Below are 24,671 nucleotides of genomic sequence, written 5' to 3'. Positions count from 1 at the left end.
GAACCGCGATGCGTATTTCCAGTTCCCAGTACTTCAACATGAACGTCGCTTCGATGAGCGACCAGCAGAGCACGCTTGCGTCGATGTATCAGCAGATTTCGGCGGGCAAGCGCATTCTCACGGCATCGGACGATCCGCTCGGCGCCGCGCAGGCGGTGCAACTCACGCTGCGCAGCGGCGCGCTTGCGCAATACAGCACGAATCAGACGACGGCGCTGTCCGCGTTGCAGCAGGAAGATTCGACGTTGAGCGACGTGAGCAGCGTAATGCAGAGCATTCAGTCGAAGCTCGTGCAGGCGGGCGACGGATCGCTCAACGATTCGAACCGTGCGGCGGTTGCGGATGCGATCAAGGGCTATCGCGATCAGCTGATGGGCCTCGCCAACACGACCGATGGCAGCGGCAATTACATCTTCTCGGGCCTGAAGGGCGGCACGAAGCCGTTCTCGGATGATCCGTCGGGTGTCGGCACGACCTATTCGGGCGATTACGGCCAGCGCACGATGCAGATCAGCGAAGGACGCTCGATTGCCGTGGGCGATACGGGCGCATCGATTTTCCGCAGCGTATCGCCGACGGAGAGCGATCCGGTATCGAGTGCGGCTTCGGGCAATACGGGTACGGGCACGATCAGTTCGGTGAGCATGGAGGACACGAGCAACCCGAACAACGCGAGCACGTACACGATCACGTTTTCTGTCGATGCGACCGCTGGCACGACGAGCTATCTGGTGACGGCGACGCCGCCGGATTCGTCGTTGCCGACGACGCCGACTGCGTACACGGGCAAGACGGACATTGCGCTTGGCGGCCAGAAGGTGACGATCGACGGGACGCCCGCGAACAACGATACGTTCACGGTGCAGCCGGCTGCGACGGACAACAATGACATCTTTGCGACGCTGGATAATCTGGTGAACGCGCTGAAGCAGCCGACCGACACGCCTGGGGCGCAGGCGGCGCTCGTCAATGCGCTGACTACGGCTGGGACCAAGATCGACAATACGTTCAATAACGTGCTGTCGGCGCAGACGGTGGTCGGGGGACGGGAGCAGGAAGTGCAGTCCACGCAGACTGCGATGCAGACGACGCAGACTCAGACGGCTTCTGATCTTGCCAATCTGACTAGCATCGATCTTGTTTCTGCTATCAGCTCTTATGAGTTGACGCAAACATCGTTGCAGGCTGCGCAGATGGCTTTTACGCAGATTCAGAAAATGTCGTTGTTTGATTACTTGGGCAGTTGAGGCCTCTTTGGAGCTGCTTTCTTTGTCGCTGTAGTGAAAGTCTTCAAAGAAAGCTGCTTCTTGCGGGGAACTGGTATTCGTGTCGGTCTATTAGGTCGGCCCTTCCCGGGGAAGGGCAATTTTCCTTTGCGTTGACTTGTATTCGTGTCGGTCTATTTGTGCGCCCCTCCCCGGGGCGGGGGTCACTTTCTTTGCTGCTGCAAAGAAAGCACGATGAGCTGGGGCGTGAGCGGAACGAGTCGGGCGACCAGTTCGGCGATGCCGTCAGCGCAATTGGCGACACGGAAGTACTCGTTGGACTCGTGAAAGGCGACGTCGAGAAAGGCGCCGCTGACATCGATACCGACGAACAAGGGAGAAACGGAAGAGGATTGGATTTGGTTCACCACAGCACCCATACTTGCAAAAATACGAGCTCGAGGCTCATTCAACTGTCCGGGTTCTTAGCAGTAAGATGAAGCGGCGCCACCAGCTTTCTTTCGGGCTGCGAGCCCTTGTCACACAAACGGGCTACCGCTTCGGCGAACCGGAAGGGATCAGTTTCCGGACGCTGGGAACAATATACAAGTCACCAAAGAAAGCAGCTTTTCGGGCCCAAAGCACAATACGCGTGACCACTCCGTAGAACATCGGTGGCACTCAGCTTGACAGAGCCCTGAATCACCTTCCACGCCCACTGACGACTCACGTCCTCCGAGCCCCTTGGCTCGACAAACCAGTGGGGCACCATGCGCAACGCAGGCTCAGCGCGAATCGCGTTGCAACTCACGTTAGATGGCAGCGACCGATGCAAAACGTCGTTCGCTACGGACGACAACGGCTGGCTGTTGACGACCAGATTCTTGCCCGCGTGGCACCTACGTAGAACGGTCCGACGAGCCAAGCAGCTGAAAGTACGTTGACGTGCGACGCGCTTGAAGGCTGAGAACCTTAGGTTCATTACCGACTAGTTTCTTGCGTGCGCGGGCTTCCCACACGGCAGACTTTGACAAGCCAAGAGGCTCAGTAAGCGTATGTCATTAGTGGCTGAGGAGAGTGATCGAGGTAATGAAACTTAACCTGATGGGCGACTAAGTTCTTCTGCGTGGTGCTTGGCAGACGGTAGGTTTTGACGAGCCAAGGGGCTCGGAGGACGTTAGTCGTCAGTGGGCGTGGAAGGTGATTCAGGGCTCTGTCAAGCTGAGTGCCACCGATGTTCTACGAAGTGGTTACGCGTCTGTGCTTTGGGCCAGAAAAGCTGCTTTCTTTGGTTACTTTCTTTGCAGCGGCAAAGAAAGTGACCCCCGCCCCGGGGCTCACCTTTACCCACAAAGTGGAATCACTCGTTTTGCCGGAAGATCCGATACATCTCGGTGATCTCGTGCAAGGTGAGAAAGCCGCGCCACATGACGGTCGGTCCGGGTGGCGTGTAGTTCTGTGCGTCAAGTTGTGCAGAAACCGGATGCCGGTGGTTTCAGTTGATCCTTCTTTGCGGCGTGCGGTGCGAAGGGCGTAGCCCGCAGCGCCGCACGCCCGTTATGCAGCAGCGCGCAAGAACTCCTTCTTCTGCTCGGCCAGCAGGGCCATGTTCAGATAGCGGCTATCCTCCAGCCACGTTTCATGCGTTTCACTGCATAGCGCCCTGACTAAGCGCAGACACGCGGCCTCGTTCGGGAAGATCCTCACGATGCGCGTGCGCCGCTTGATCTCTTCGTTCAGGCGCTCAAGCATGTTGGTCGACTTCAAATGCTTGTGATGCGCACGCGGCAGCCGGTAGAACGTCAGCGTCTCGGCGATGTTGCCTTCAACCCAATCTACTAGCTTCGGATATTTTCCTTGCCACTTGGTAATCCACGCCGCGAGATCTCGTTGCGCCTCCTGCAAATCGCGTCGGTCGTACATCCAGCGCAACTCCTGCAAGCAGTCGTCATCGGCCTTGCGTGGCAGATAGTCCAGCGCATTACGCAGAAAGTGCACGTAGCAGCGCTGCCAGGCGGCCTCAGGAAGCACCTCGCCGATGGCCTTCTTCAGGCCCGCATGATCGTCCGAGGCGACGAACTCCACGCCTGAGAGCCCGCGCTTTTTTAACCCCAGCAAGAACTCCTTCCAGCTCGAATGGCTCTCGCGGTTCGCCAGCTCCACGGCCAGCACTTGCCGGTGACCTTCCCAGTTGATGCCGATGGCAATCAGCACCGCCTGCGAGCGAATCACGCCTGAATCACGCACCTTCTCATAGCGCGCATCGACAATCAGATACGGATACGCTTCCTCTAACGGCCGATGCGCGAACTTCGCCAGCGTCGCGTCCAGCCCTTTATTGATGGCGGAGATCGCTGAGGCCGAGAAGCTGTGACCGCATAGCTCTTCGGTAATCGCCTTGACCTTGCGGGTCGAGACGCCCTGTACGTACATCTCGGCGAGCGCGGCCACCAATGCTTTCTCGCTGCGCGCATAGCGCTCGAACAGCGCCGTTGAGAATTCACCATGCCGATCACGCGGCACGCGCAGCTCCAGTTTGCCGATGCGCGTTACCAGCCCGCGGCTGTAGTAACCGGCTCGATAGCCACTGCGTGTCTCGGTCCGCTCGTTAGGCGATGCCCCCAGCAGCTCGGTCATCTCCGCTTCGAGCACTTCCTGAAGCGCATCCTTCATGAGCGCCTTCATCAGGTCGCGGTCGCCGGCAACCAGCGCTTCCACTGGCCGCCGGTTCGTACTACGCTTGGTCGTGGCCATGGTGCAAGCCCTCCCGAAGGCAGGTTGACGAATTCGACACTCATCAACTTACACCACGGCCACCGTTCCTAAGCACTTTCCCGCCAGCAGCTTTTTGCACAGTTCTCGGTACATTACCTGGCGTGTCATGCTTGCGATTCAGATATCCGCCGAGCTTGGCGATCCACAACACGACTTGTGCAAGTGTTGGGGGGGCGTCAGGCAGTTTGGTCGTGCCATGTACGCGGCAGTACAACGCGCGCCATTCGACCGGCTGTAGCAACACCTCGCATGGCAAGTCGCCGTCCATCCGGGCGAGCAGCGTCGCGTACAGAATACGCCAGCTGATCACTGCAAATAGCGCAGTGGCCCGCACGAAGCGATCGAGGTTGCCGAATTGCCGCGCCTCGACACGGCACCCGCTCTTGAGCACGCGATGCCATGATTCGATGGTCCACCGGCGGGCGTACCATGCGAGACGTTCAAGGGCTTCGGCGTGCGTTCGCGTGGGCACCGAACTTAGCAGCAGCCATTCGAGCGGCTCGATGCCTTCGCTGGTGTCAGTCTCCAGGGCGTGGATGGCAAACACTTCAACTTCCGGTAACTTCTCGCTGCGACGCGCGCGCGGTGGGCGAAGCCGCACTGGGATACAGCGCACTGTCAGGCGTGCGGTGCGCGCCAGCCTCTTCGCGGTGGCAGGCACCTGGAGTTCGGTTTCGCCCAACACTGGCGCGGCTAGCACGGTTTGCCAGAGATACGCTTCGGGGTGGGCGACGCGCCGATTCCAGGACGCGCGGACTAGCCAATCGACGCCAGCAGGCCGGTTGGCCAAAAACACGTCATAGACGTCGCCCTCGCGATCGCTCACGCCGACGATGCGCGTGTTCGGGCAGTACGCCTTGAGTGCGGCAAGATGCTCGCTACCTTCGAGCCACTTGACGCTCTCCTTCTCACGGATAGTCCGGTGCCTGCGTTGGTGTTTCTTGCCGAATTCTTCCTGCGGGCGCACCCAGGTCTTCATGCCCAGCACACCAAGTGGCAAGCCCTCGGGTGTAACCGCCAGCAGGCTGTGCATCAGGAACCCGCGTTCGTTACCGCCCGTGCCATAGCCCAGACCCTGTGTCGCCGGCAGATGGGTGAGATTGAATTCGGTCGTGTCCTGGGCCGCCAGCACGATTGGCAACTGCCGCATGCGATTCAGCGTCTGGCCAATATGCGAGCCCAGCACGCCGTCGGTATTGACCTGCGGATTGTCGAAAAAACGGTACGCCGCCTTGAGCTGCGGGCCATCAAGCGACTGCGGAAACGAGCACTGTGGACTGAGCGACAGCCGGCGCGCGAGCGCAACCAGACGCTGAGTCAGGCGTGCGTCGCCCAGCTCAGCCGCGCCGAACTCCTCATTCGCCCAGTCGTCAAGCTCGTCGGTGTCAGGCACTGCCGTACATCGCCGTCAACGAAGTGCATCGACGTTAACATCGCCTACCGTCGTTTACAAGCACGTTCGGCCTTGCAACATTGCTGCCGTCCCGACTTGTGGGGAATCCTCAGCCCCGGGGAGGGGCGTGCTAATAGACCGACACGAATACAAGTTCCCCGAAGCGAAAGCCAAAGCCAAAGCCAAAGCCAAAGCGAAATCTAGAACATCCCTTGCGCAACGCGCCCCACCTGTGCAATTCCAGAATCAAAGACCCGCAAGAAGAAGGGCAAAAGGTTAGGCACCATGAGCTGCAGCAAGAGCAACCCCACGAGCATCGTGACAGGAAACCCGACCTGAAAGATGCCAATCTGTGGCGCAGCCCGGTTAAGAATCCCGAGCGCGAGGTTAGCGATAAGCAAAGCAGCCACAACCGGCAACGCCAGCAAAAGTCCGGTAGCGAAGATACTGCCGCCGTAGCCGACGAGCACCCGCCACCCCTGCGCATGTGAAGCCGCAGCAACGACATTCGCCCCGACCGGCACGTTCTGAAACGTGGTCACGAGCGCGCCGATCAACTGCAGATGCCCATCGAAGACGAGAAACGCGAGCATCGCCAGCGTATTGAGGTATCGCGACACCACGACCGCATTCCCGCCCGCGCGCGGGTCGTAAAGCATCGCGAAGCCAAGGCCCATCTGCTGTCCGATGAATTCGCCGGCCGCATCGATGGCCGCAAACGCAATCTGCATCGTCATCCCAATGGCCGCGCCGATCAAAAACTGATTCACGATGATCCACACGCCCGCCGCCGAAAACACCGTCGCCTGCGGCATGGCCGGCAACGTCGGCGCAACGATCAGCGTAACGAACGCCGCAAGCGCGATCTTGACACGCATCGGAATGGCCATGTGGCTCAGAATCGGCGCCGTCGCCACGACCGCGAGAATACGCACGAACGGCCAGAGAAAGGCGGTCAGCCAGCCATTCAGCTGCGCATAGGTGACGGAAAACATCGCGGCGGCTCAGCCCGTAATGCCGGGCGTGATGGTGAACACATGCCGCATGTAGTCGAGCAACGTGGAAAGCATCCACGGCCCGGCGATGACGAGCGTCACCGCAACGGCAATCAACTTGGGAATGAACGACAGCGTCGACTCATTAATCTGCGTGGCCGCCTGAAACAGGCTCACCACCAGACCCACGACCAGCGCCACCAGCAGCAGCGGCGCGGCCAGCAAGAGCGCGACATACATCGCCTGATGCGCCATCGTCATGACGGATTCGGGTGTCATCTCAAAGTCTCAACAAGTCAACAAACGAAGGTCGATCAACGAAGGTCGACCAACGAAGGTCAGGAAACGAAGCTCTGCGCAAGCGAGCCGATCAGCAACTGCCAGCCATCGACGAGCACGAAAAGCATCAGCTTGAACGGCAGCGCAATCGTGGAAGGCGAAACCATCATCATGCCCATCGACATCAGTACGCTCGCCACCACCATGTCGATGATAAGAAACGGAATGAAGATCGTGAAGCCGATCTGAAAGCCCGTCTTCAACTCGCTCGTCACGAACGACGGCACGAGCAGCGAGAGCGGCACGTCCTCGGGACCGTTCATCGGCGGGGCCTTCGAAATGCGGGCGAAAAGCGCAAGATCCGATTCGCGCGTCTGCTTCAGCATGAACTGCTTGAAGGGCGCGACGCCGCGCGTCATCGCCTGCTCCATCGCGATCGTGCCTTCGGAGAAGGGCTTGTACGCGTCGTTATACGCCTTGTCGAGAACCGGCGACATCACGAAGAACGAAAGAAAGAGCGCCAGTCCGACGAGCACCTGATTCGGCGGCGTGCTCGACGTGCCGAGCGCCTGGCGCAGCAGCGACAGCACGATGATGATGCGCGTGAAGCTCGTCATCATCAGGACCATCGCGGGGAGGAACGAGAGCATCGTCAGCAGCAGCATCGTCTGCACACTGAGCGAATACGTCGTGCCGCCGTTGGGGCCGGGGCTCGTGTTGAACGCGGGCAAACCCGCCGTGCTTTGCGCGAGCGCCGCGTACGGCATCACCGCGATGACAACAGGCAGCGCGACTTTGATTCCGCGCACGATGTGACGACTGACCTGCATTACTTGCTCCCGCCTACGAAAACGTAGTCATGTTCGACAGGCTGAATTGTCGATCAGGCGGCTCGCAAACGATGGCGGGAAAAGAGGGGGGATTCGGGGCTAACTCGTCCTATTGCGAACGACGTTCAGGCCCGTTTTCCGGCGCCGAAATCAAAAGCGCGCGGCCCTCGCGGACCGCGCGCTCAGTGACCACTGCCAGAGCGACAGCTTACTTGCCGCCGCCGGCGAACTTCTGCAGCCGCTTGCTCGCTTCGCCTGCGAGGGCATCGCAAAAGCGCTGGCCGAACGAGCCTTGCAACGTTTGCGCGGGCGAGGGCGCTTGACCGGCGGGAACATCGACTTCAGCCGATCCGGCCGGCATCGTATGCAGGAGCCGCACGTTGCCGGGCCCCGCGCCGAGCACGAGCCACGTGTCGCCCACTTCGACGACCGCCACGCGTTCCTTGTTGCCGAGCGATGCACCGCCTACCACCTTGACGATGCCGCTTCGCTTGCCGCCCTGAAAGCCGAACTTGCGGGCGAGCCATGCGCAGCCGAACACGAACCCGATCACGATGAGGAGACCGAGCAGCGTCTGCAGCACCGCGCCGAAACCGAGCGACGGCACCGCGCTTCCCGCACCGACGCCCGATGCGATCTGCGCCGCGTGGTTCACCGCGTTCATATCGGCGGCGCGGGCGAAGGACGACACCGCCAGAAGCGGTGCGGCGAACAACGAGCCAGCGGCGATGCGTTTCATCGATTCAGCTTCCGGATACGTTCGGACGGCGTGATGATGTCCGTCAGGCGGATGCCGAACTTGTCGTTGACGACGACCACTTCGCCTTGCGCGATGAGGCAGCCGTTCACGAGCACGTCCATCGGTTCGCCGGCGAGACCGTCGAGTTCCACGACCGAGCCTTGCGCGAGCTGCAGCAGGTTGCGGATGGCGATCTTCGTGCGGCCGAGTTCCACCGTCATCTGGACGGGAATGTCGAGAATCATCTCGATGTCGTTGCGCGTGGACGGCGTCGCGGCTTTCGACAGCGGCTGGAACACGCCGGCGGAGGCGACCGGCGTATCGTTGCCGTTCTGTTCGGCGAGCGCGGCGGCCCAATCGTCCATGGCCATTTCTTCGTTGTTCGAAACGGTCGCGCCGGGCTGCGTGTCTTCCTGCATCAAATCACTCATAACTACCTTCCTTCGGGGAATCGCTTGCGCTGATCATGTTCTGGACGCGCAGCGCGTATTGACCATTGAAAATTCCGTAGCCGCATTCCATGACGGGCACGCCATCCACTTTCGCGACGACGTGCTCGGGAATGTCGATCGGCAAAACATCGCCCGCGCGCATGTTGAGCAACTTCTCGAACGACGAGCGAATCTCCGCGAGATCGACCGTCAGCTCCACTTCCGCCGATTGCACTTGTTGCGACAGCACACGCACCCAGCGGCGGTCCACTTCGAGCGCTTCGCCCTGAATCGGCGATGAGAGCACGTCGCGGATCGGTTCGATCATCGAGTACGGGAAGCAGATATGCAGCGTGCCGCCCGTCGAGCCGAATTCGATCGTGAACTGCGTGACGATGACGATTTCGTTCGGCGTCGCGACGTTCGCGAACTGCGTGTGCATTTCCGAGCGCATGTATTCGAACTGCAGCGGACGCACGCTGCGCCAGGACGCCGCGTAGTGTTCGAACACGAGGTTGAGCAGCTTGTGGATGATGCGCTGCTCGGTCTGCGTGAACTCGCGGCCTTCGACGCGCGTATGGAAGCGCCCGTCGCCGCCGAAGAGGTTATCGACGACGAAGAACACGAGATTCGGATCGAACACGAACAGCGACGTGCCGCGCAGGGGCTTCACGTGGACGAGGTTCAGGTTCGTCGGGATCGGCAGATTGCGCGTGAATTCGCTGTACTTCTGCACCTTCACGGGACCGACGGAGATTTCCGCCGAGCGCCGCATGAAGTTGAAGATGCCGACGCGCATGAGGCGCGCGAAGCGGTCGTTGATGATTTCGAGGCCGGGCATCCGGCCGCGGACAATGCGTTCCTGCGTCGCGATGTTGTAGGGACGTACGCCGGCGCCGGGTTTGTTCTCGTCGGAGACCTGGTCTATTTCGCCGGTGACGCCTTTGAGGAGGGCATCGACCTCCTCTTGCGACATGAACTCTTCGTGGCCCATGACTCTTTCCGTTCCTTAGTTTGGTGCCGGGGGCTTACTGGACGACGAACTCGGTGAAGAGCACTTCATCGACGCCGGCGGGCTGATCGGGCGTGCTGGCGGTGGCTTCGACTGCGCTGCGCAGTTCGGCTGCGAGCTTGCGTTTGCCGTCGATGGTCGCGAGTTCTTCCGGGTGTCTGGCGGAGAGGATCAGCAGCACGCGGCTGCGGATTTCCGGCATGCGTTCGGTGAGGGCGGCCTGGCCTTTTTGATCCTTGAGCTTGAGCGTGAGCCCGACGCGCAGGTAGTGCATGATGCCGTCGTCGGATTGCAGGTTGACGGTGAGCGAGTCGAGCGGGAAAAACACGGGGGGCGGCAGCGGCGCGGGTTTCGCGGGGCCGTGGTTCGTCTTGCCGATGAGGAAGTAGGCGCCGCCGGCGCCTGCGCCGAGCAGGACGATTGCGCCGATCGCGACGATCAGGATGCGCTTGAGTTTGCCGCTTTTCGCGGGAACGATGGGTTGCTGGTTTGCGGTCGTGGTAGCCATGAATGCGTGCCTCTTTCGATAGGATGCATTGTTCGCTATCGCACCGAATTGTGATGGGGGGAATAGAGGGGGGTTTCGGGGTTATCTTTGGGTTTTGGACGGGGATTGGCGCTCGAGGGGGGACGCTGGCGCTTGGTCTTCGGTTCTCGGCGCTTTGCCTGGCGTTGTGCTTGTTATCGCGTCGGGCTATTGGCTCGCACGCCTTCTCGCGGCAGGGCAATTTTTCTTTGCGGTGAACTTGTATTCGTGTCGGTCTATTAGCACGCCCCTCCCCGGGGCGGGGGTCACTTTCTTTGCCGCTGCAAAGAAAGTAACCAAAGAAAGCAGCTTTTCTGGCCCAAAGCACAGACGCGTAACCACTTCGTAGAACATCGGTGGCACTCAGCTTGACAGAGCCCTGAATCACCTTCCACGCCCACTGACGACTAACGTCCTCCGAGCCCCTTGGCTCGACAAAACCAGTGGGGCACCATGCGCAACGCACGCTCAGCGCGAATCGGTATTCACAGTCCAAGATTTGCCTCCCACGCCCACTGACAACTAACGCCCCGAACCTCTTGGCTCTACAAAAACCAGTGGGGCGCGAGACGCTACTCACACTCAACGAGAACGATCACTGTGCAAGAGTGGATAAAAGGAGCACGCTGCTGGGGCGCACACCAAGCGTTGCACGGCGGCAAGTTTGATGATTAACCGAGTGAGTTTCTGTGCGCGTGGTACTGAGCGCACAGTAGGTTTTGACGAGCCAAGGGGCTCGGAGGACGTTAGTAGTCAGTGGGCGTGGAAGGTGATTCAGGGCTCTGTCAAGCTGAGTGCCACCGATGTTCTACGAAGTGGTCACGCGTGTGTGCTTTGGGCCTGAAAAGCTGCTTTCTTTGGTGACTTTCTTTGCAGCAGCAAAGGGTAATGTACCGAGAACTGTGCAAAAAGCTGCTGGCGGGAAAGTGCTTAGGAACGGTGGCCGTGGTGTAAGTTGATGAGTGTCGAATTCGTCAACCTGCCTTCGGGAGGGCTTGCACCATGGCCACGACCAAGCGTAGTACGAACCGGCGGCCAGTGGAAGCGCTGGTTGCCGGCGACCGCGACCTGATGAAGGCGCTCATGAAGGATGCGCTTCAGGAAGTGCTCGAAGCGGAGATGACCGAGCTGCTGGGGGCATCGCCTAACGAGCGGACCGAGACACGCAGTGGCTATCGAGCCGGTTACTACAGCCGCGGGCTGGTAACGCGCATCGGCAAACTGGAGCTGCGCGTGCCGCGTGATCGGCATGGTGAATTCTCAACGGCGCTGTTCGAGCGCTATGCGCGCAGCGAGAAAGCATTGGTGGCCGCGCTCGCCGAGATGTACGTACAGGGCGTCTCGACCCGCAAGGTCAAGGCGATTACCGAAGAGCTATGCGGTCACAGCTTCTCGGCCTCAGCGATCTCCGCCATCAATAAAGGGCTGGACGCGACGCTGGCGAAGTTCGCGCATCGGCCGTTAGAGGAAGCGTATCCGTATCTGATTGTCGATGCGCGCTATGAGAAGGTGCGTGATTCAGGCGTGATTCGCTCGCAGGCGGTGCTGATTGCCATCGGCATCAACTGGGAAGGTCACCGGCAAGTGCTGGCCGTGGAGCTGGCGAACCGCGAGAGCCATTCGAGCTGGAAGGAGTTCTTGCTGGGGTTAAAAAAGCGCGGGCTCTCAGGCGTGGAGTTCGTCGCCTCGGACGATCATGCGGGCCTGAAGAAGGCCATCGGCGAGGTGCTTCCTGAGGCCGCCTGGCAGCGCTGCTACGTGCACTTTCTGCGTAATGCGCTGGACTATCTGCCACGCAAGGCCGATGACGACTGCTTGCAGGAGTTGCGCTGGATGTACGACCGACGCGATTTGCAGGAGGCGCAACGAGATCTCGCGGCGTGGATTACCAAGTGGCAAGGAAAATATCCGAAGCTAGTAGATTGGGTTGAAGGCAACATCGCCGAGACGCTGACGTTCTACCGGCTGCCGCGTGCGCATCACAAGCATTTGAAGTCGACCAACATGCTTGAGCGCCTGAACGAAGAGATCAAGCGGCGCACGCGCATCGTGAGGATCTTCCCGAACGAGGCCGCGTGTCTGCGCTTAGTCAGGGCGCTATGCAGTGAAACGCATGAAACGTGGCTGGAGGATAGCCGCTATCTGAACATGGCCCTGCTGGCCGAGCAGAAGAAGGAGTTCTTGCGCGCTGCTGCATAACGGGCGTGCGGCGCTGCGGGCTACGCCCTTCGCACCGCACGCCGCAAAGAAGGATCAACTGAAACCACCGGCATCCGGTTTCTGCACAACTTGACGCACAGAACTCAGCAAAGAAAGTTACCCCCGCCCCGGGGAGGGGCGTGCTAATAGACCGACACGAATACAAGTTCCCCGAAGCGAAGGCCAACGCAGACGCAAGAGCAAAAGCAAAAGCAAAAGCAAAAGCAAAAGCAAAAGCAAAAGCAAAAAAGCTACCGCCTGAAGCCTCAGGCAAACGTATCCACGAGTCCCACAACCCGCCGCACCGGCAAACCAGCCCCCGAAGCGCTGCCAGCGATACCAACACCGCCAGCAGTACCCCCACGCCGGCCGCCACTGTCGCCCTGCTCACGCGAACCCTGATCCTGCCGCCCAAACGCCGATCCATCCGAAACAGAAGCACTCCCAAGGCTAATGCCATTCGCCTCCATGGCCTCCCGCAGCTTCGGCATAGCCGCCTCGACGGCCTCCCGAACCTGCGCATGCTGCGAAACAAACAGCGCATGCGCATGGTTATCGGCGACCTGGAGCGTCACTTGCAGCGGCCCAAGATCCTTCGGATTGAGCGTCAATTCAGCACTCTGCTGATCCGCATTCGACAAAAACACCACCTTCTGACTGAACGCATCGTCCCAGCCGGACCCGCCCACGTGCGGCGCAATCGCCGCGCTCGTCGCCGCCGTCATCGCGTCCTGCGGATTCGATACCACCGAACCCGCCGATGCCGTCTGCATCGCCACCGCGTGCGCCGCCGCGTCCGCTGCCTGCTTGTACGCGGCAGTCGCTCCATCGGCAATAACCGGCGTCAGCGCGGCCTGCGCATGAGTCACCGCAGTCGCGTCACCCTGAACAGCGGCGGCCGCATTCTTGCCATCGCCCGTCGATGCATTCGTCAACACCACACCACGCGCGCCCTTGCCGCCGCTCGGCAAATCCTTGCCGGCTTCCGCGCCAGCGTGTCCCGACGCCGCCGTCACGACCGCAGCCGCCGGCGGATTGCTCATCGCCGCCAGCGCAGCTTGCAACGCGTCCGGCGCCGATTTCGCATCGCCGGTTTTCTTCGTGTCGCCAGTCGCGGATGCATCGTCATCCGTCGATACCGTCGTCAAGCTGCCCGTCGCCGCATCCGCGAGATCGGCGAGCGTCGCGTCGTCGGCAGCAGCATCGGAATTCGCGTCTGCATTCGCAGCACTAGCCGCATTCGCAGCATCGGCGCGCGCCTTCGCGTCGGCGGCAGCCTTGGCCGCTGCATCGGCGGAACCGCCCGGCTTCGTCGATGACGTCGCCTTCGATCCATCCGCGCTTTCGGTCTTGTCCGCAGGCTTCGATGCGTCCGCCGCAGCATCGCTCGCATCCGCAGACGACGATGCCTGCGCGTCATCACTTTGCTTGGCAGCGCTGTCGTCGGACTTGGGCGCGTCATGCACGCTCGACTTGTCGCCCGAAGTCAGCGCCTGCGCCGCTTGCGCCTCTGCATTGGCGCGATCGGTGATGCTCTGCAGCGTCAGCCCGAACGACGCGCCCGCGCTCGCCGCGCGCCGGGCCGCCGATGCGCCCGAAGACGAAGACGATGACGATGACGAAGCACCCGTCAGCGCGCCAGTAAATGAAACGGAGGACATATCAGTCTCTGAAAATCGATGAATGAACTACACGCGGACAAACGCCGCTATAAATCTCAAGCCCGTGCAGCACGCATGCGAAGCACCTTCGCCGCATGCTCGTCGGCCTCGCGCTGTTCGACGCGCGCCGCTTTCTTCGCAAGCACCGCTTCGCCGCGCGCCGCAAGCACTTCGTAACTGCCGACCTTCTGCTTCTTGAGCCGCCACTCGGGCTTCATCGCCTCGATGCGGTGATCCGCCATGACGAGCGCCGCGCGCTGCTGCGCGATGGCCGCATCGAGCGTATCGACGAAAGCCTGAAAATTGCGCAGCGTCTGCGCCGTCGTGCCTTGCTGCGCCGATGCCGTGAACTTCGCGTGGTACTCGTCGCGATAAGTCACGAGCGATGCGAGCTGCGCCTCGGCGTCGTTTTTTTCCTGCTGCAGTTTGCCCAGCTTTTTGGTGGCGGAGTCGAGCTCTTCTTGCGCGAGTTCGATAAGCGTGTTGATCGGCAGATTCTTGGACATGGACGTGCGGTCTCTGTGGTCGGGGTCTACGCGTTCTTATGACGAATGGCTCGAATACTAGTCGAAAAGCTGATGCAACAAATCGAGGCTCGGTTCAAAATTTGCCTGCTCACGAAAGCCTTGCTGTAAAAACGACTCCATCCGCGGATACAGCGCAATCGCACGGTCCAGCAACGCATCCCGTCCGTGCGAATACGCACCGACATTGATCAAATCCTTGTTCCGCTGATAGCGCGAAAGCATCTGCTTGAAGAGACGCACGCGCTCGAGATGCTTGTCGTCGATGATCGATGTCATCACGCGGCTGATCGACTGTTCGATGTCGATCGCCGGATAATGCCCCGCTTCCGCCAGCGACCGGTTCAGCACGATATGCCCGTCGAGAATCGCGCGCGCGGAATCGGCGATCGGGTCCTGCTGATCGTCGCCTTCGGTGAGCACCGTGTAGAACGCGGTGATCGAACCGCCGCCTTCCGGTCCATTGCCCGTCCGCTCGACGAGCGCCGGCAGCTTCGCGAACACCGACGGCGGATAGCCCTTCGTCGCGGGCGGCTCGCCGATGGCAAGCGCGATCTCGCGCTGCGCCATCGCGTAGCGGGTGAGCGAATCCATCAGCATCAGCACGTGCTTGCCCTGATCGCGGAAATATTCGGCAAGCGAGGTCGTGTACGCGGCGGCCTGCATCCGCAGCACGGGCGATACGTCCGCCGGCGCGGCGACGACCACCGAGCGGGCAAGTCCGTCCTCGCCCAGAATCTGCTCGATGAATTCCTTCACTTCGCGGCCGCGCTCGCCGATCAGCCCGATCACGATCACTTCCGCGCTCGTGTAGCGCGCCATCGTGCCGAGCAACACCGATTTACCGACGCCCGAGCCCGCGAACAACCCCATGCGCTGGCCGCGTCCGACCGTGAGCAGCGAATTGATCGCGCGCACGCCGACGTCGAGCACTTTATGAATCGGCTCGCGATTCAGCGGATTGATGACGGGCCCGGCCAGCGGCGCATCCATCTTCGCGCCAAGCGGGCCGAGGCCATCGAGCGGGCGGCCGGAAGCATCGACCACGCGGCCGAGCATTTCCCAGCCGACGGGCAAACGCTTCGCGCCCGCCATCGGATCATTGATCGGCGCGCTCTCCAGCGGATACACCCGCGCGCCGGGCAGAAGACCCGCGACTTCGGTCGTCGGCATCAGGAACAGCTTGTCGCCCGCGAAGCCGACGACTTCGGCTTCGGCTGCCGGGATCGCGCTGCCGGGCGGCAACTCGATCATGCATTCCGATCCCACGCCCATCTTCAGACCGACCGCTTCGAGCACGAGACCCGCGGCGCGCGTGAGGCGGCCGCACGGACGCAGCGGCTTCGCAATGGCGTTGCGCGACTTCAGCGCGTCGAGCTTGTCGCGCCACGTGTCGATGTGCGGATTGCCCGCGAGCGCGGCCAGTTCGGCGATCGTGCGCGCGGCGTGCGTGTCGGCCTGTTCGTCGGCGGCGGCTTCGTCGCCCGCGAGCGGTCCGAACGACGCCCGCGCGAGTTCCTGTTCGAGCGCGCTCAGTCCATCCTGCGTAATCCGGTTGTTCACCACGGCTTGTTCCTCCCGAGCGCGGCGGCCACGCGTTCCCATCGCGATGCGTTGGTCGCATCGATTTCCCCGGTCGCGGCGTGCGCCTTGCAGCCGCCGCGTTCGATGGCCGGATCGGGCCGCACCGTCCAGCCGGCGGCTTCGAGTTCTTCCTTCAGATACGAATCGACGACCGGCAAATCCGTCGGGCTGACGACGAGCGTCGGCGCGCCCGAAAGCTCCGGCTCGGCGGCGATCACTTCACGCGCCACGGCCACGAGCGCGGTCGGATCGAGCGTCAGATGCTGACGCACGACCTGCTGCGCGATGTCGATGGCCAGCGCCGCGAGCGATTCCGCGATGGCGGCGTCGGCGGCCTGCAGCGCGGTCTTGAACGTGTCGGCGATTTGCGCGAGTTGCGCCGCTTGCGCGAGCGCTTCCTTGCGGCCTTCCTCGAAGCCCCGCGCCTCGCCCTGCTCGAAGCCCGCCTTGAAGCCCAGCGCCTGACCGGCGACGTGCCCCTTCGCGAGACCCTGCGCATGGGCGTCTTCCTCGACGCGGCGCAGATGCGCTTCGAGCGCAGCCTGTTCCGCCGCGCTGTTGTCGACGGTGACGGGATCGAACGACGCCATCTCCCAACGCTGATACGCCGACACGTTGGCCCTTGCCGCGGCAGCGTCAGACATATGCGTCCTCCGCCTTGCCGCCTAGCTGGATCTGGCCGTTCTCGGCGAGATTGCGGACGATCTGCAGGATCTTGCGCTGCTGCTGCTCCACTTCCGACACACGCACCGGACCGCGTGAATCGAGGTCTTCGGCGAGCAGTTCCGCCGCGCGCTGCGACATGTTCGACAGGAACTTCTGGCGCAAGCCGGGCTGCGCGCCTTTCAGCGACACGATCAGCGTTTCCGACTCGACTTCCTTCAGCAGCAACTGGATCGCGCGGTCTTCCAGATCGAGCAGGTTCTCAAACACGAACATCTGGTCGATGATCTTCTGCGCGAGTTCGGCGTCGTACTCGCGCACGTTCGACAGCACGCCTTCCTCGTGATTGCTCGACATGAAGTTGAGAATCTCCGCCGCCGTGCGGATGCCGCCCATCGGCGCGCGCTTCAGGTTGTCGCTGCCCGAGAGGAGCGTGGTCAGCACGTCGTCGAGTTCGCGCAGCGCGGCGGGCTGAATGCCGTCGAGCGTCGCGATGCGCAGCAGCACATCGTTACGCAGCCGGTCGTTCAGGAGCGACACGATTTCCGAAGCCTGATCGCGGTCCAGGTGCACGAGAATCGTCGCGATGATCTGCGGATGCTCGTTCTTGATGAGTTCCGCGACCGCGCCCGAGTCCATCCACTTGAGGCCTTCGATACCGCTCGTATCGCTGCCTTGCAGAATGCGGTCGATCAGCGCGCCGGCCTTGGTTTCGCCGAGCGCCTTCGTCAGCACCGAGCGGATGTATTCGCTCGAATCGAGCGACAGCGCGGTGTGCTTTTCGGCTTCCTGCACGAATTCGGTCAGCACGTTGTCGAGCTGCTCGCGCGTCACGTTCTTCAGCGCCGCCATCGTCGCGCCGATTTTCTGCACCTCGCGCGGCGCGAGATACTTGAAAACGTCGGCGGCTTCTTCCTCACCGATCGACATCAGGAGGAGAGCGGCTTTATTCAGGCCTTCAGCGTTCATCGGACACCCAGTTCTTCACGACGGTCGCAACGATTCTCGGGTCCTGGCGCGCGACCATCCGCGCGTAGTCGAGATTGCGATCGAATTTAGCCTTGTTGCTTTCATGACCGAGGAGACTCACCTCGGCATCCATTTCTTCGTCAACCTTCTTCTCGCCGGCCGCCGCCGGGCCGTCGAGCAGCGAGAGCTCGTCCGGCGCACCGGCCAGCGCGGGCGCGACTTCAGGCGGCGGCGGGAAGGCGCGGCGCATCGCCGGCTTCACCATGCTGAAGTACAGGAACAGCGCCACGATGCCGATGCCCACGTACTTCGCGAGCGAGATGCCGCGCGCGATCATGTCGGGCGTGCGCCACCACGGCACATCCGGCGTCGCGTTCAGGTCCGACGAGAACGCGCTGTTCACCACGTTGACGGAATCGCCGCGCTTCTCGTCGTAGCCCATTGCGTCCTTCACGAGCTGCTGCACTTGCGCGAGCTTGTCGGCGGCGAGCGGCGTCATCGTGACGTTGCCCTTCGCATCGACCTTGCGCTCGAAGTTCACGACGACCGCCACGGACAGACGCTTGATGCCGCCCGTCGCCTGCTCGAAGTGGCGCACGGTGCGATCCACTTCATAGTTCGTCGTCGTGTCGCGGCGCTGATTCTGCGGCGTGGACTTCGTCGCGGCCGTGCCGGATGCGGCGGCATCGATCGGCGCGGATGCCGCTTGCGGCGGCTGGTTCGACAGCGCGCCCGGCACGCCCGTCGCACCGCTGCCCGACGTTTCGCTCGATTCGCTCGATTGCTGGCTGCGGATCGCCGTGCTCTGCGGATTCGCGTTCGGACCATAGCTTTCGGCCGTCTGCTCGAGCTTCGAGAAATCGATATCCGCGCTCACCTGTGACCGCGCATTGCCGGCGCCGAAAAGCGGCGCGAGGATCGCGTCGATGCGCTTTTGCGTGTTGTGCTCGATCTGCTGCACGTACTTCAGTTGCGATGCGTCGAGGCCGCTCGCGGCGCTCTGGCTCGTGAGCAGGTTGCCGTCCTGATCGACGATGTTCACGTTCTTCACCGGCATGTCCGGCACGCCCGACGACACCATGTGCGCGATCGCGAGCACTTGCCCTTCGTCGAGCACGCGGCCGGGGTAGAGGTTGACCATCACGGAGGCGGTCGGCAGTTCCTTGTCGCGCACGAAGACGCTCGGCTTCGGAATCGCCAGGTGCACGCGCGCCGACTTGACCGACGAGATCGAGCCGATGGTGCGCTCGAGTTCGCCTTCCAGCGCGCGCTGATAGTTGATCTGCTCGGCGAACTGGCTGATGCCGAACTTCTGGTTGTCCATCAGTTCGAAGCCGACCGAGCCGTTCTTCGGCAGACCCTGGCTCGCGAGACGCAGACGCGTCTCGTGAACCTGCTCGGCCGGAACCAGAATGGCGCCGCCGCCTTCGGCCAGCTTGTACGGAATGTTGCCCTGCTGAAGCGCGGTAACGATTGCGCCGCCATCGCGATCCGACAGATTGCTGAACAGCACGCGATAGTCCGGCTGGCGCGACCAGAGCAGCAGCCCCGCGACGACCATCGCCAGCACGGCCACCGCGATGATCAGCGGCACGCGCGGGTTCGAGCGGAATTGCGAAAGCATCGGCACGCGCTGTGCGAAGCCGCCGAAATTGCCGCCCGACAGGCCCGCGCCCGCAGCGGCGCTTGCGGCCGCGCCGGGTTGCGCGCCCGCCAGGCCCATTCTGGCGTCGGGCGTAATCAAAGAGTTGTTGGGCGTTTCCATTTGGCGTCGATACTCCGAATCTTGGCGTCTTCCCGTCGCCGCCGTTCGTCAGCGGTTGAGGAGTCTTTTCACGATGGGGATTATCCGCACAACATTGCAAGTCGATTCGATGAATAGAGCCGGGTTTCCCCCGTTCTTCGGGCGGTTTGGAAGCGCACCCGCTGCTAATCTTTTTCAAGCCCGGCGAGGCGTCAAATGCGCCGCCCGGACATCCTTCTGTTCTTTGCAATAGCGTTGCAGTCATACGGAGTCAACATGAACTTTCCGATCAATCCGCTTTCCGCCGCACTGAGCGCGATCCAGTCGATGTCCGCGCAGGCGGCCGGCGGCGCGACGGCGTCCGGCGCAGTCACCGGCGCGGCCTCCGGCGCAGGCGCAAGCTCCGGCGCGGTGAGCGCGGGCAGCTTCGCGGATGCGCTGAAATCGTCCATCGACAAGATCAGCGACAACCAGACGAAAGCGGTCAACGAAGCGCACGCGTTCGAAATCGGCGCGCCGAACGTCTCGCTCAACGACGTGATGGTGGACATGCAGAAGGCGAACGTCGGACTGCAGTTCGGCCTCCAGGTCCGCAACAAGCTGGTGTCGGCGTACAACGAAATCATGCAGATCTCCGTCTGACGCGTTCAGACGCCGTCCGTGCGACCCGGCCGTTCGGGCCCCGCAGCCTTGCCCCTAAAGCTTTGCCGCGTTTCTCCGATAACCCCGATAACAGCACGGCGAACGATGGTTCGCTCGCGACAGCGGGCGGCGCCTTCGTGATTTCCGCCGGCACCGATTTCTTTCCGGACACGCGATGGGCGTCCGGACGGGCGGCGAATCGCCGCGCCGGCATCGCATTCAGGGAGAGCCACGATGTATTCGCAGGGACAGGCGGGAGCCAACGCATATGCGCGCGTCGGCGTTCAGACGGGCGTGATGGGAGCCAGCCCGCACCGGCTCATCGTGATGCTTTATCAGGGCGCGCGGCAGGCCATCGCGCAGGCGCGGATGCATCAGCAGCAGAACAACATCGGGGCACGCGGGGCGGCGATCACCAAGGCGATCAACATCGTCGAAAGCGGCTTGCAGCAGGCGCTGAACAAGGAAGCGGGCGGCGAAATCGCGCAACGGCTGGACGCGCTGTATTCGTACATGACGCGCCGGCTCCTCGAGGCGAACCTGAAACAGGACGAGAAGATGCTCGTGGAAGTCGACGACTTGCTCGCGACGCTCGAGGAAGCGTGGGTTGGAATCGGACCGGAAGTGGCGCAGATGACCGCGGCAGCCGTCTGAACGAAGCGGCGGGCGACTGCCAGAGAAGAATGAAAACCACACAAGAATACTTCGCTCACTACGAAGCCATCGCCGCACTTTCCGCCCAGATGCTGGTCGCGGCGCGCGAAGGCGACTGGAGCGAACTAAAGGCGATGCAGGGTGTGTATCGCGAGCTGATCGACCAGTTGCAGGAGACGGATGCCGGGTCGGAGCTCGACGAAAGCGCCCGCGCGCGCAAGCTGGATCTGGTGAAGAAGATTCTCGCCGATGACGCCGCCATTCGCGATCTGAGCTCGCCGAGCCTTGCCCGCCTGTCGGCGCTTTTCACTGTCAACAGCACGGCGCGCGTTCTTAAGAAGATGGTCGGACTGCGTTGAAAGACGCGCCGCGCTTAGCGGACGCACTTGAGGATTTCGGCATGACAGGACTCGACTCCACGCTGGCGGCACTGCTTGCGAGCCGCACCGACCTCGTCCTGTCCGCTATCCGCGCGGCCGATGGCGTCAAAGGCGCAGCCGGCGCCGCCGCTGGCCGCACGACGACCCAGGCGGATACATCGCATTCCGTCGATACGCCCGTCACGCCCGCATCCGGCGCGGCGAACGCGGCGGCATCGGCGAGAACGGAGCTTTCGGACGTCGCGCGCACGCTCGACGTCATTTCGCGGCTCGGCGGCGCGGCGCCCGCCGTCATCGGCGATACGCCTCTCTGGCCGACGCCCCCACGCCCCGCGAGCGCCTTCGCCGCGCTCACCACCGGTCTTTTCGATACCGCTTTCTCCGCCAACGCTGCCGCCGTCGCCGCTGCGCGCGCCGCGAGCCTGAACCTGCCGCCGCTGCCGGCGTCCGTGCTGGCGGGCGAACTGGCGAAAACCGTCCGCGACAGCGGGCTCTTCTACGAATCGCATCTCGCGCAGTGGCTGGCGGGGCAGCGCACGGCGGCGTCGCTCGGCAACGAGCCGCAGGCGCACGTCGATGCCCGCGCGATGCCGCTCGACTTCACCGACGAATTCCACACCGCAGCCGGCGTTCCGGACACGCCCGCGCCGGCGCCGATGCCCGCGCGCCCCGTCGCGATGCCGCAGACGCCGCAGCAGGCGGCGGCGCTCGCGGCATCGGTGCGCGACGCCCCGGCATCCGTGCTATCGAATTCGCAGACGGCGAGCGCCGCGCCGGCGACGAGCGCGCAGCCGGGATCGCATGAATCGGCGGTGCAGGCGTCCGTGACGGCGGGCATTCATCCGGCGACGCTCGATGTCGTGCGCCAGCAGCTCGACATGCTCGCCAACGGGCAGTTTCGCTGGCAGGGCGAGGCGTGGCCGGGGACGCGCTTCGAATGGGAAATCGGCCGCGAGCCGCGCGACGCCCGCACGCCCGACGCGCCCGCCGACGATCGCGCCTGGCGCACGCGCGTGACGCTTTCGCTGCCGGCGCTCGGCACGGTGGACGCCGAACTCGTGCTGACTGGCGAGCAATTGACGGTGCGCATAAAGGCGAGCGATCGCGGCGCGGGCCGCCTTGCGTCGGATGGCGCGGCTTTCGCGCGTCAACTGGAAGCGGCGGGGATCGCGCTGGCGTCATTCTCCGTGCGTCCGGCGGACGGCGCCGCGGACTTCGACCTCGGCGAGCACGGCGCGAGCGCGAAGCCGGTGCGCTCGCCGCTCGCGCATCTGTTTGGCAGCGACGGAGGCTCGGCATGAGCACGCCCTACAGCCGTAAGCAGGCGACGGCGCTGACCTACGACGCCGCGAATCACGAAACGACGCCGCGCGTCGTCGCGAAGGGTTACGGGCTGGTCGCGGAAATGATCGTGCAGCGCGCGAAGGAAGCGGGCGTGTACGTGCACGACTCGCCCGAAATGGTGTCGCTGCTAATGCAGGTCGATCTGGACGCGCATATTCCGCCCGCGCTTTATCAGGCGGTGGCGGAATTGCTGTCGTGGGTTTATCGGCTGGAGAACGAGGAGCCGATTCGGGAAGCGGGGCGAGCGGTTCGCTGACGTACGACGCATCGCTCCCCGCTATCCCGCAAGCGCCCTTTCCACGATCCCCCCGTGATCGAACCGCGCCGGCAACGTTCCGTATACCCGCCCGGTATCGCCGCGCGCATCGCCGAGTCGCGTGTCGAGGAACGCCTGCGCCACATCCGCAGGCGCATGGCGCGCCATCAGCACGGCTTGCGCGCATAACGCCAGCCGCTGGGCGATGCCCCGCGCCGACGCCTCGCGCGACGACGCATCGCCCGTCAGCATCGCCACCAGTCCCTGCAGCGCCGCCCCGAGCGCCGGCTGCGTCGCCGCCGTCTCGCGCCAGTCGTCGAACAGCGCGTGCGCCGCGTCCTGTTCGCGCTCGAACGCGCGCAGCACGTCGAGACACATCACGTTGCCGGAGCCTTCCCAGATCGAATTGACCGGCGCTTCACGATAGAAACGCGCCATCGGTCCGGTCTCGACGTAGCCGTTGCCGCCCCAGACTTCCATCGCCTCGCCGGTGAATTCGAGCGCGCGCTTGCACACCCAGAACTTCGCCGCCGGCGTCACGATGCGCCGCCACGCGCGCTCGTGCGGCGCGCTGCCCGCCGCCGCGCTCTGCTCGAACGCGCCCGCGAGCCGCATGAACAGCAGCGTCGCCGCTTCCGATTCGAGCGCGAGGTCCGCCAGCACGTTGCGCATCAGCGGCTGATCGGCGAGCCGCGCGCCGAACGCGTTGCGATGCCGCGCGTGATGAATCGCCTGCACGAGCGCCGCACGCATCAGCGCCGCGCTGCCGATCGCGCAGTCGAGCCGCGTGAAGTTCGCCATCTCGATGATCGTCGGCACGCCGCGTCCTTCGTCGCCGATCATCACGCCGTAGGCATCGAAAAATTCGACTTCGCTGCTCGCATTCGAGCGGTTGCCGAGCTTGTCCTTCAGCCGCTGCACATGCACCGCGTTCTTGCGGCCGTCCGGCGCGAAGCGCGGCACGTAGAAACACGACAGCGCGCCTTCGTCGGCGGTGCGCGCGAGGACGAGATGCGCGTCGCATTGCGGCGCCGAGAAGAACCACTTGTGGCCGATCAGCCGATATTCGCCGCCGCGCCCGCCGCCACCGATCGCATGCGCCCGCGTGCGATTGCTGCGCACATCCGAGCCGCCTTGCTTTTCGGTCATGCCCATGCCGATCATCATCGAGCGCTTGCCCGCTTCGAGCGGGATGTCGCGCGGATCGTGTTCACGCGACAGCAGCGGCGCCGCGAGCCGCGCGTACAGCGCCGGTTCGCGGCGCAAGACGGGAATGCTCGCGAAGGTCATCGTGACCGGACAGAGCGACCCGGATTCGAGCTGGCCGTGCAGAAAGTAGCCCGCGCAGCGCGCGGCCATCGATCCGGCGCGCGCCCGGGGTTCGAACGGAAGCGCCTGCAGGCCCTCGTGACGCAGCCGGCGCAGCAATTCGTGCCACGCCGGATGAAACTCGATGGCGTCGATCCGTTCGCCGCGCGCATCGTGCGTCGCGAGTTCCGGCGCGTGGCGGTTCGCCAGGTCCGCGAGCGCGAGCACGTCGGGCTGCGTGAGGGCGCGGGCATCGCGCGACAGCGCCTCCGCATGCCACTGCGCGCCCTCGCGCCCGACGGCGGCGGCGAGCGCGCGGTCGGCCGAGAAGGCGTCGTAATCGCAAAGCGGCGGCGCCTGATTCGTGACGTGATGCGTCGCGCCGAAAGAAAGGGCGTGTGCGTCGGCCAATGGCGAATCCATGCGTCGGTCTCCCTCATGCGTGGCGCGGCAACGGCGCCGTGTGTTCCACGCGACACTTGCCGCATGCGTCGCCGCCATCTCGAATTTTTCCATCATAGGCCGCGCTTCCGGCCGGGGTGTAGAGGCATCGCTCTG

Annotated in this window: 24 protein-coding genes; 7 read left to right on the top strand and 17 right to left on the bottom strand. The window is 63.2% G+C overall.

Translation table 11 applies throughout. The features are described 5' to 3' along the window. Positions 1 to 8: 8 nt before the first annotated feature. Positions 9 to 1,247, top strand: coding sequence for a flagellar hook-associated protein FlgL (gene flgL / locus P9255_RS18560; RefSeq protein WP_309790231.1), 1,239 nt, complete (start codon positions 9 to 11; stop codon positions 1,245 to 1,247). Between the two features lie 182 nt (positions 1,248 to 1,429). Here the strand turns inward: flgL and P9255_RS18555 are convergent, their stop codons facing one another. The 10 genes from P9255_RS18555 to fliL form a co-directional block, all read right to left on the bottom strand. Next, complete coding sequence (locus P9255_RS18555; RefSeq protein WP_309790230.1) at positions 1,430 to 1,633, bottom strand: hypothetical protein; 204 nt, start codon at positions 1,631 to 1,633, stop codon at positions 1,430 to 1,432. A 1,129-nt stretch (positions 1,634 to 2,762) separates the two neighbouring features. Further along, entirely contained in the window at positions 2,763 to 3,959 is a 1,197-nt protein-coding gene (locus tag P9255_RS18550) for an IS256 family transposase (protein WP_309790226.1), read from the bottom strand. A 43-nt stretch (positions 3,960 to 4,002) separates the two neighbouring features. Beyond that, positions 4,003 to 5,373: an IS4 family transposase gene (locus P9255_RS18545; protein ID WP_309790229.1), complete on the bottom strand. Its 1,371-nt coding sequence runs from the start codon at positions 5,371 to 5,373 to the stop codon at positions 4,003 to 4,005. Between the two features lie 200 nt (positions 5,374 to 5,573). Next, positions 5,574 to 6,368 (bottom strand): flagellar biosynthetic protein FliR, encoded by a 795-nt coding sequence (fliR, locus tag P9255_RS18540; RefSeq protein WP_309763790.1) that lies wholly within the window; start codon positions 6,366 to 6,368, stop codon positions 5,574 to 5,576. Between the two features lie 9 nt (positions 6,369 to 6,377). Continuing rightward, positions 6,378 to 6,647: a flagellar biosynthesis protein FliQ gene (gene fliQ / locus P9255_RS18535; RefSeq protein WP_035962223.1), complete on the bottom strand. Its 270-nt coding sequence runs from the start codon at positions 6,645 to 6,647 to the stop codon at positions 6,378 to 6,380. A 59-nt stretch (positions 6,648 to 6,706) separates the two neighbouring features. Next, positions 6,707 to 7,414 (bottom strand): flagellar type III secretion system pore protein FliP, encoded by a 708-nt coding sequence (fliP, locus tag P9255_RS18530; protein ID WP_309765385.1) that lies wholly within the window; start codon positions 7,412 to 7,414, stop codon positions 6,707 to 6,709. A 271-nt stretch (positions 7,415 to 7,685) separates the two neighbouring features. Beyond that, positions 7,686 to 8,216 carry a flagellar biosynthetic protein FliO gene (fliO, locus tag P9255_RS18525; RefSeq protein WP_309790228.1) on the bottom strand — a complete coding sequence of 177 codons (531 nt, stop codon included), beginning with the start codon at positions 8,214 to 8,216 and terminating at the stop codon, positions 7,686 to 7,688. Then, entirely contained in the window at positions 8,213 to 8,647 is a 435-nt protein-coding gene (gene fliN, locus P9255_RS18520) for a flagellar motor switch protein FliN (protein ID WP_035962228.1), read from the bottom strand. Before fliN ends, fliO begins: the two co-directional genes overlap by 4 nt. Further along, entirely contained in the window at positions 8,640 to 9,641 is a 1,002-nt protein-coding gene (fliM, locus tag P9255_RS18515) for a flagellar motor switch protein FliM (protein WP_309763792.1), read from the bottom strand. Before fliM ends, fliN begins: the two co-directional genes overlap by 8 nt. A 34-nt stretch (positions 9,642 to 9,675) precedes the next feature. Beyond that, positions 9,676 to 10,167: a flagellar basal body-associated protein FliL gene (gene fliL, locus P9255_RS18510; RefSeq protein ID WP_309790227.1), complete on the bottom strand. Its 492-nt coding sequence runs from the start codon at positions 10,165 to 10,167 to the stop codon at positions 9,676 to 9,678. Positions 10,168 to 11,187: 1,020 nt separating this feature from the next. Between fliL and P9255_RS18505 the strand changes: the two genes are divergently transcribed. Next, positions 11,188 to 12,384 carry an IS256 family transposase gene (locus P9255_RS18505; protein WP_309790226.1) on the top strand — a complete coding sequence of 399 codons (1,197 nt, stop codon included), beginning with the start codon at positions 11,188 to 11,190 and terminating at the stop codon, positions 12,382 to 12,384. A 266-nt stretch (positions 12,385 to 12,650) separates the two neighbouring features. On the opposite strand, the gene P9255_RS18500 is transcribed toward P9255_RS18505, so the two are convergent. The 6 genes from P9255_RS18500 to fliF are packed head-to-tail and all read right to left on the bottom strand — an operon-like array spanning position 12,651 to position 19,550. Next, positions 12,651 to 14,045 (bottom strand): flagellar hook-length control protein FliK, encoded by a 1,395-nt coding sequence (locus P9255_RS18500; RefSeq protein ID WP_309790225.1) that lies wholly within the window; start codon positions 14,043 to 14,045, stop codon positions 12,651 to 12,653. Positions 14,046 to 14,101: 56 nt separating this feature from the next. Next, positions 14,102 to 14,551 (bottom strand): flagellar export protein FliJ, encoded by a 450-nt coding sequence (gene fliJ, locus P9255_RS18495; RefSeq protein ID WP_309763795.1) that lies wholly within the window; start codon positions 14,549 to 14,551, stop codon positions 14,102 to 14,104. Positions 14,552 to 14,608: 57 nt separating this feature from the next. Next, positions 14,609 to 16,135, bottom strand: a complete 1,527-nt coding sequence (gene fliI, locus P9255_RS18490; RefSeq protein WP_309790224.1) for a flagellar protein export ATPase FliI — start codon at positions 16,133 to 16,135, stop codon at positions 14,609 to 14,611. Further along, positions 16,129 to 16,797 carry a flagellar assembly protein FliH gene (gene fliH / locus P9255_RS18485; RefSeq protein WP_309790223.1) on the bottom strand — a complete coding sequence of 223 codons (669 nt, stop codon included), beginning with the start codon at positions 16,795 to 16,797 and terminating at the stop codon, positions 16,129 to 16,131. The genes fliI and fliH overlap by 7 nt, the downstream gene beginning before the upstream one ends. Beyond that, positions 16,790 to 17,785, bottom strand: a complete 996-nt coding sequence (gene fliG / locus P9255_RS18480; protein ID WP_309763798.1) for a flagellar motor switch protein FliG — start codon at positions 17,783 to 17,785, stop codon at positions 16,790 to 16,792. The genes fliH and fliG overlap by 8 nt, the downstream gene beginning before the upstream one ends. Continuing rightward, a complete protein-coding gene (gene fliF, locus P9255_RS18475; protein WP_309790222.1) occupies positions 17,775 to 19,550 on the bottom strand; it encodes a flagellar basal-body MS-ring/collar protein FliF in 1,776 nt (591 codons plus the stop codon). The genes fliG and fliF overlap by 11 nt, the downstream gene beginning before the upstream one ends. 255 nt (positions 19,551 to 19,805) lie before the next feature. On the opposite strand from fliF, the gene fliE reads away from it, so the two are divergent. The 5 genes from fliE (at position 19,806) to P9255_RS18450 (ending at position 22,805) form a co-directional block, all read left to right on the top strand. Next, positions 19,806 to 20,171 (top strand): flagellar hook-basal body complex protein FliE, encoded by a 366-nt coding sequence (gene fliE / locus P9255_RS18470; RefSeq protein ID WP_309790221.1) that lies wholly within the window; start codon positions 19,806 to 19,808, stop codon positions 20,169 to 20,171. Positions 20,172 to 20,405: 234 nt separating this feature from the next. Beyond that, positions 20,406 to 20,825: a flagellar export chaperone FliS gene (gene fliS, locus P9255_RS18465; protein WP_309763801.1), complete on the top strand. Its 420-nt coding sequence runs from the start codon at positions 20,406 to 20,408 to the stop codon at positions 20,823 to 20,825. 29 nt (positions 20,826 to 20,854) lie between these two features. Further along, complete coding sequence (locus tag P9255_RS18460; protein ID WP_309763802.1) at positions 20,855 to 21,184, top strand: flagellar protein FliT; 330 nt, start codon at positions 20,855 to 20,857, stop codon at positions 21,182 to 21,184. A 41-nt stretch (positions 21,185 to 21,225) separates the two neighbouring features. Further along, a complete protein-coding gene (locus P9255_RS18455; RefSeq protein ID WP_309790220.1) occupies positions 21,226 to 22,506 on the top strand; it encodes a flagellar hook-length control protein FliK in 1,281 nt (426 codons plus the stop codon). Then, positions 22,503 to 22,805, top strand: a complete 303-nt coding sequence (locus P9255_RS18450) for an EscU/YscU/HrcU family type III secretion system export apparatus switch protein (protein WP_309763804.1) — start codon at positions 22,503 to 22,505, stop codon at positions 22,803 to 22,805. Before P9255_RS18455 ends, P9255_RS18450 begins: the two co-directional genes overlap by 4 nt. A 21-nt stretch (positions 22,806 to 22,826) precedes the next feature. Here the strand turns inward: P9255_RS18450 and P9255_RS18445 are convergent, their stop codons facing one another. Beyond that, on the bottom strand, positions 22,827 to 24,536 hold the full coding sequence (locus tag P9255_RS18445) for an isovaleryl-CoA dehydrogenase (protein WP_309790219.1): 1,710 nt from the start codon (positions 24,534 to 24,536) through the stop codon (positions 22,827 to 22,829). Between the last annotated feature and the right edge of the window lie 135 nt (positions 24,537 to 24,671).

It is taken from the genome of Caballeronia sp. LZ019 (genome assembly GCF_031450825.1).
Lineage (GTDB): Bacteria > Pseudomonadota > Gammaproteobacteria > Burkholderiales > Burkholderiaceae > Caballeronia.
The sequence above is the reverse complement of the archived record's forward strand: the minus strand, read 5'-3'. Positions and strand labels throughout refer to the sequence as shown.

Bases quoted from the DNA above. Each gene is read 5' to 3' on its own strand.
- fliO (WP_309790228.1), bottom strand. From the start codon at position 8,216: ATGAAACGCATCGCCGCTGGCTCGTTGTTCGCCGCACCGCTTCTGGCG.
- flgL (WP_309790231.1), top strand. From the start codon at position 9: ATGCGTATTTCCAGTTCCCAGTACTTCAACATGAACGTCGCTTCGATG.
- fliM (WP_309763792.1), bottom strand. From the start codon at position 9,641: ATGGGCCACGAAGAGTTCATGTCGCAAGAGGAGGTCGATGCCCTCCTC.
- fliR (WP_309763790.1), bottom strand. From the start codon at position 6,368: ATGTTTTCCGTCACCTATGCGCAGCTGAATGGCTGGCTGACCGCCTTT.
- fliS (WP_309763801.1), top strand. From the start codon at position 20,406: ATGTATTCGCAGGGACAGGCGGGAGCCAACGCATATGCGCGCGTCGGC.
- fliN (WP_035962228.1), bottom strand. From the start codon at position 8,647: ATGAGTGATTTGATGCAGGAAGACACGCAGCCCGGCGCGACCGTTTCG.
- P9255_RS18500 (WP_309790225.1), bottom strand. From the start codon at position 14,045: ATGTCCTCCGTTTCATTTACTGGCGCGCTGACGGGTGCTTCGTCATCG.
- P9255_RS18505 (WP_309790226.1), top strand. From the start codon at position 11,188: ATGGCCACGACCAAGCGTAGTACGAACCGGCGGCCAGTGGAAGCGCTG.
- P9255_RS18460 (WP_309763802.1), top strand. From the start codon at position 20,855: ATGAAAACCACACAAGAATACTTCGCTCACTACGAAGCCATCGCCGCA.
- fliQ (WP_035962223.1), bottom strand. From the start codon at position 6,647: ATGACACCCGAATCCGTCATGACGATGGCGCATCAGGCGATGTATGTC.
- P9255_RS18450 (WP_309763804.1), top strand. From the start codon at position 22,503: ATGAGCACGCCCTACAGCCGTAAGCAGGCGACGGCGCTGACCTACGAC.
- fliL (WP_309790227.1), bottom strand. From the start codon at position 10,167: ATGGCTACCACGACCGCAAACCAGCAACCCATCGTTCCCGCGAAAAGC.
- fliE (WP_309790221.1), top strand. From the start codon at position 19,806: ATGAACTTTCCGATCAATCCGCTTTCCGCCGCACTGAGCGCGATCCAG.
- fliF (WP_309790222.1), bottom strand. From the start codon at position 19,550: ATGGAAACGCCCAACAACTCTTTGATTACGCCCGACGCCAGAATGGGC.
- fliG (WP_309763798.1), bottom strand. From the start codon at position 17,785: ATGAACGCTGAAGGCCTGAATAAAGCCGCTCTCCTCCTGATGTCGATC.
- fliH (WP_309790223.1), bottom strand. From the start codon at position 16,797: ATGTCTGACGCTGCCGCGGCAAGGGCCAACGTGTCGGCGTATCAGCGT.
- P9255_RS18445 (WP_309790219.1), bottom strand. From the start codon at position 24,536: ATGGATTCGCCATTGGCCGACGCACACGCCCTTTCTTTCGGCGCGACG.
- P9255_RS18455 (WP_309790220.1), top strand. From the start codon at position 21,226: ATGACAGGACTCGACTCCACGCTGGCGGCACTGCTTGCGAGCCGCACC.
- fliP (WP_309765385.1), bottom strand. From the start codon at position 7,414: ATGCCGTACGCGGCGCTCGCGCAAAGCACGGCGGGTTTGCCCGCGTTC.
- fliJ (WP_309763795.1), bottom strand. From the start codon at position 14,551: ATGTCCAAGAATCTGCCGATCAACACGCTTATCGAACTCGCGCAAGAA.
- P9255_RS18550 (WP_309790226.1), bottom strand. From the start codon at position 3,959: ATGGCCACGACCAAGCGTAGTACGAACCGGCGGCCAGTGGAAGCGCTG.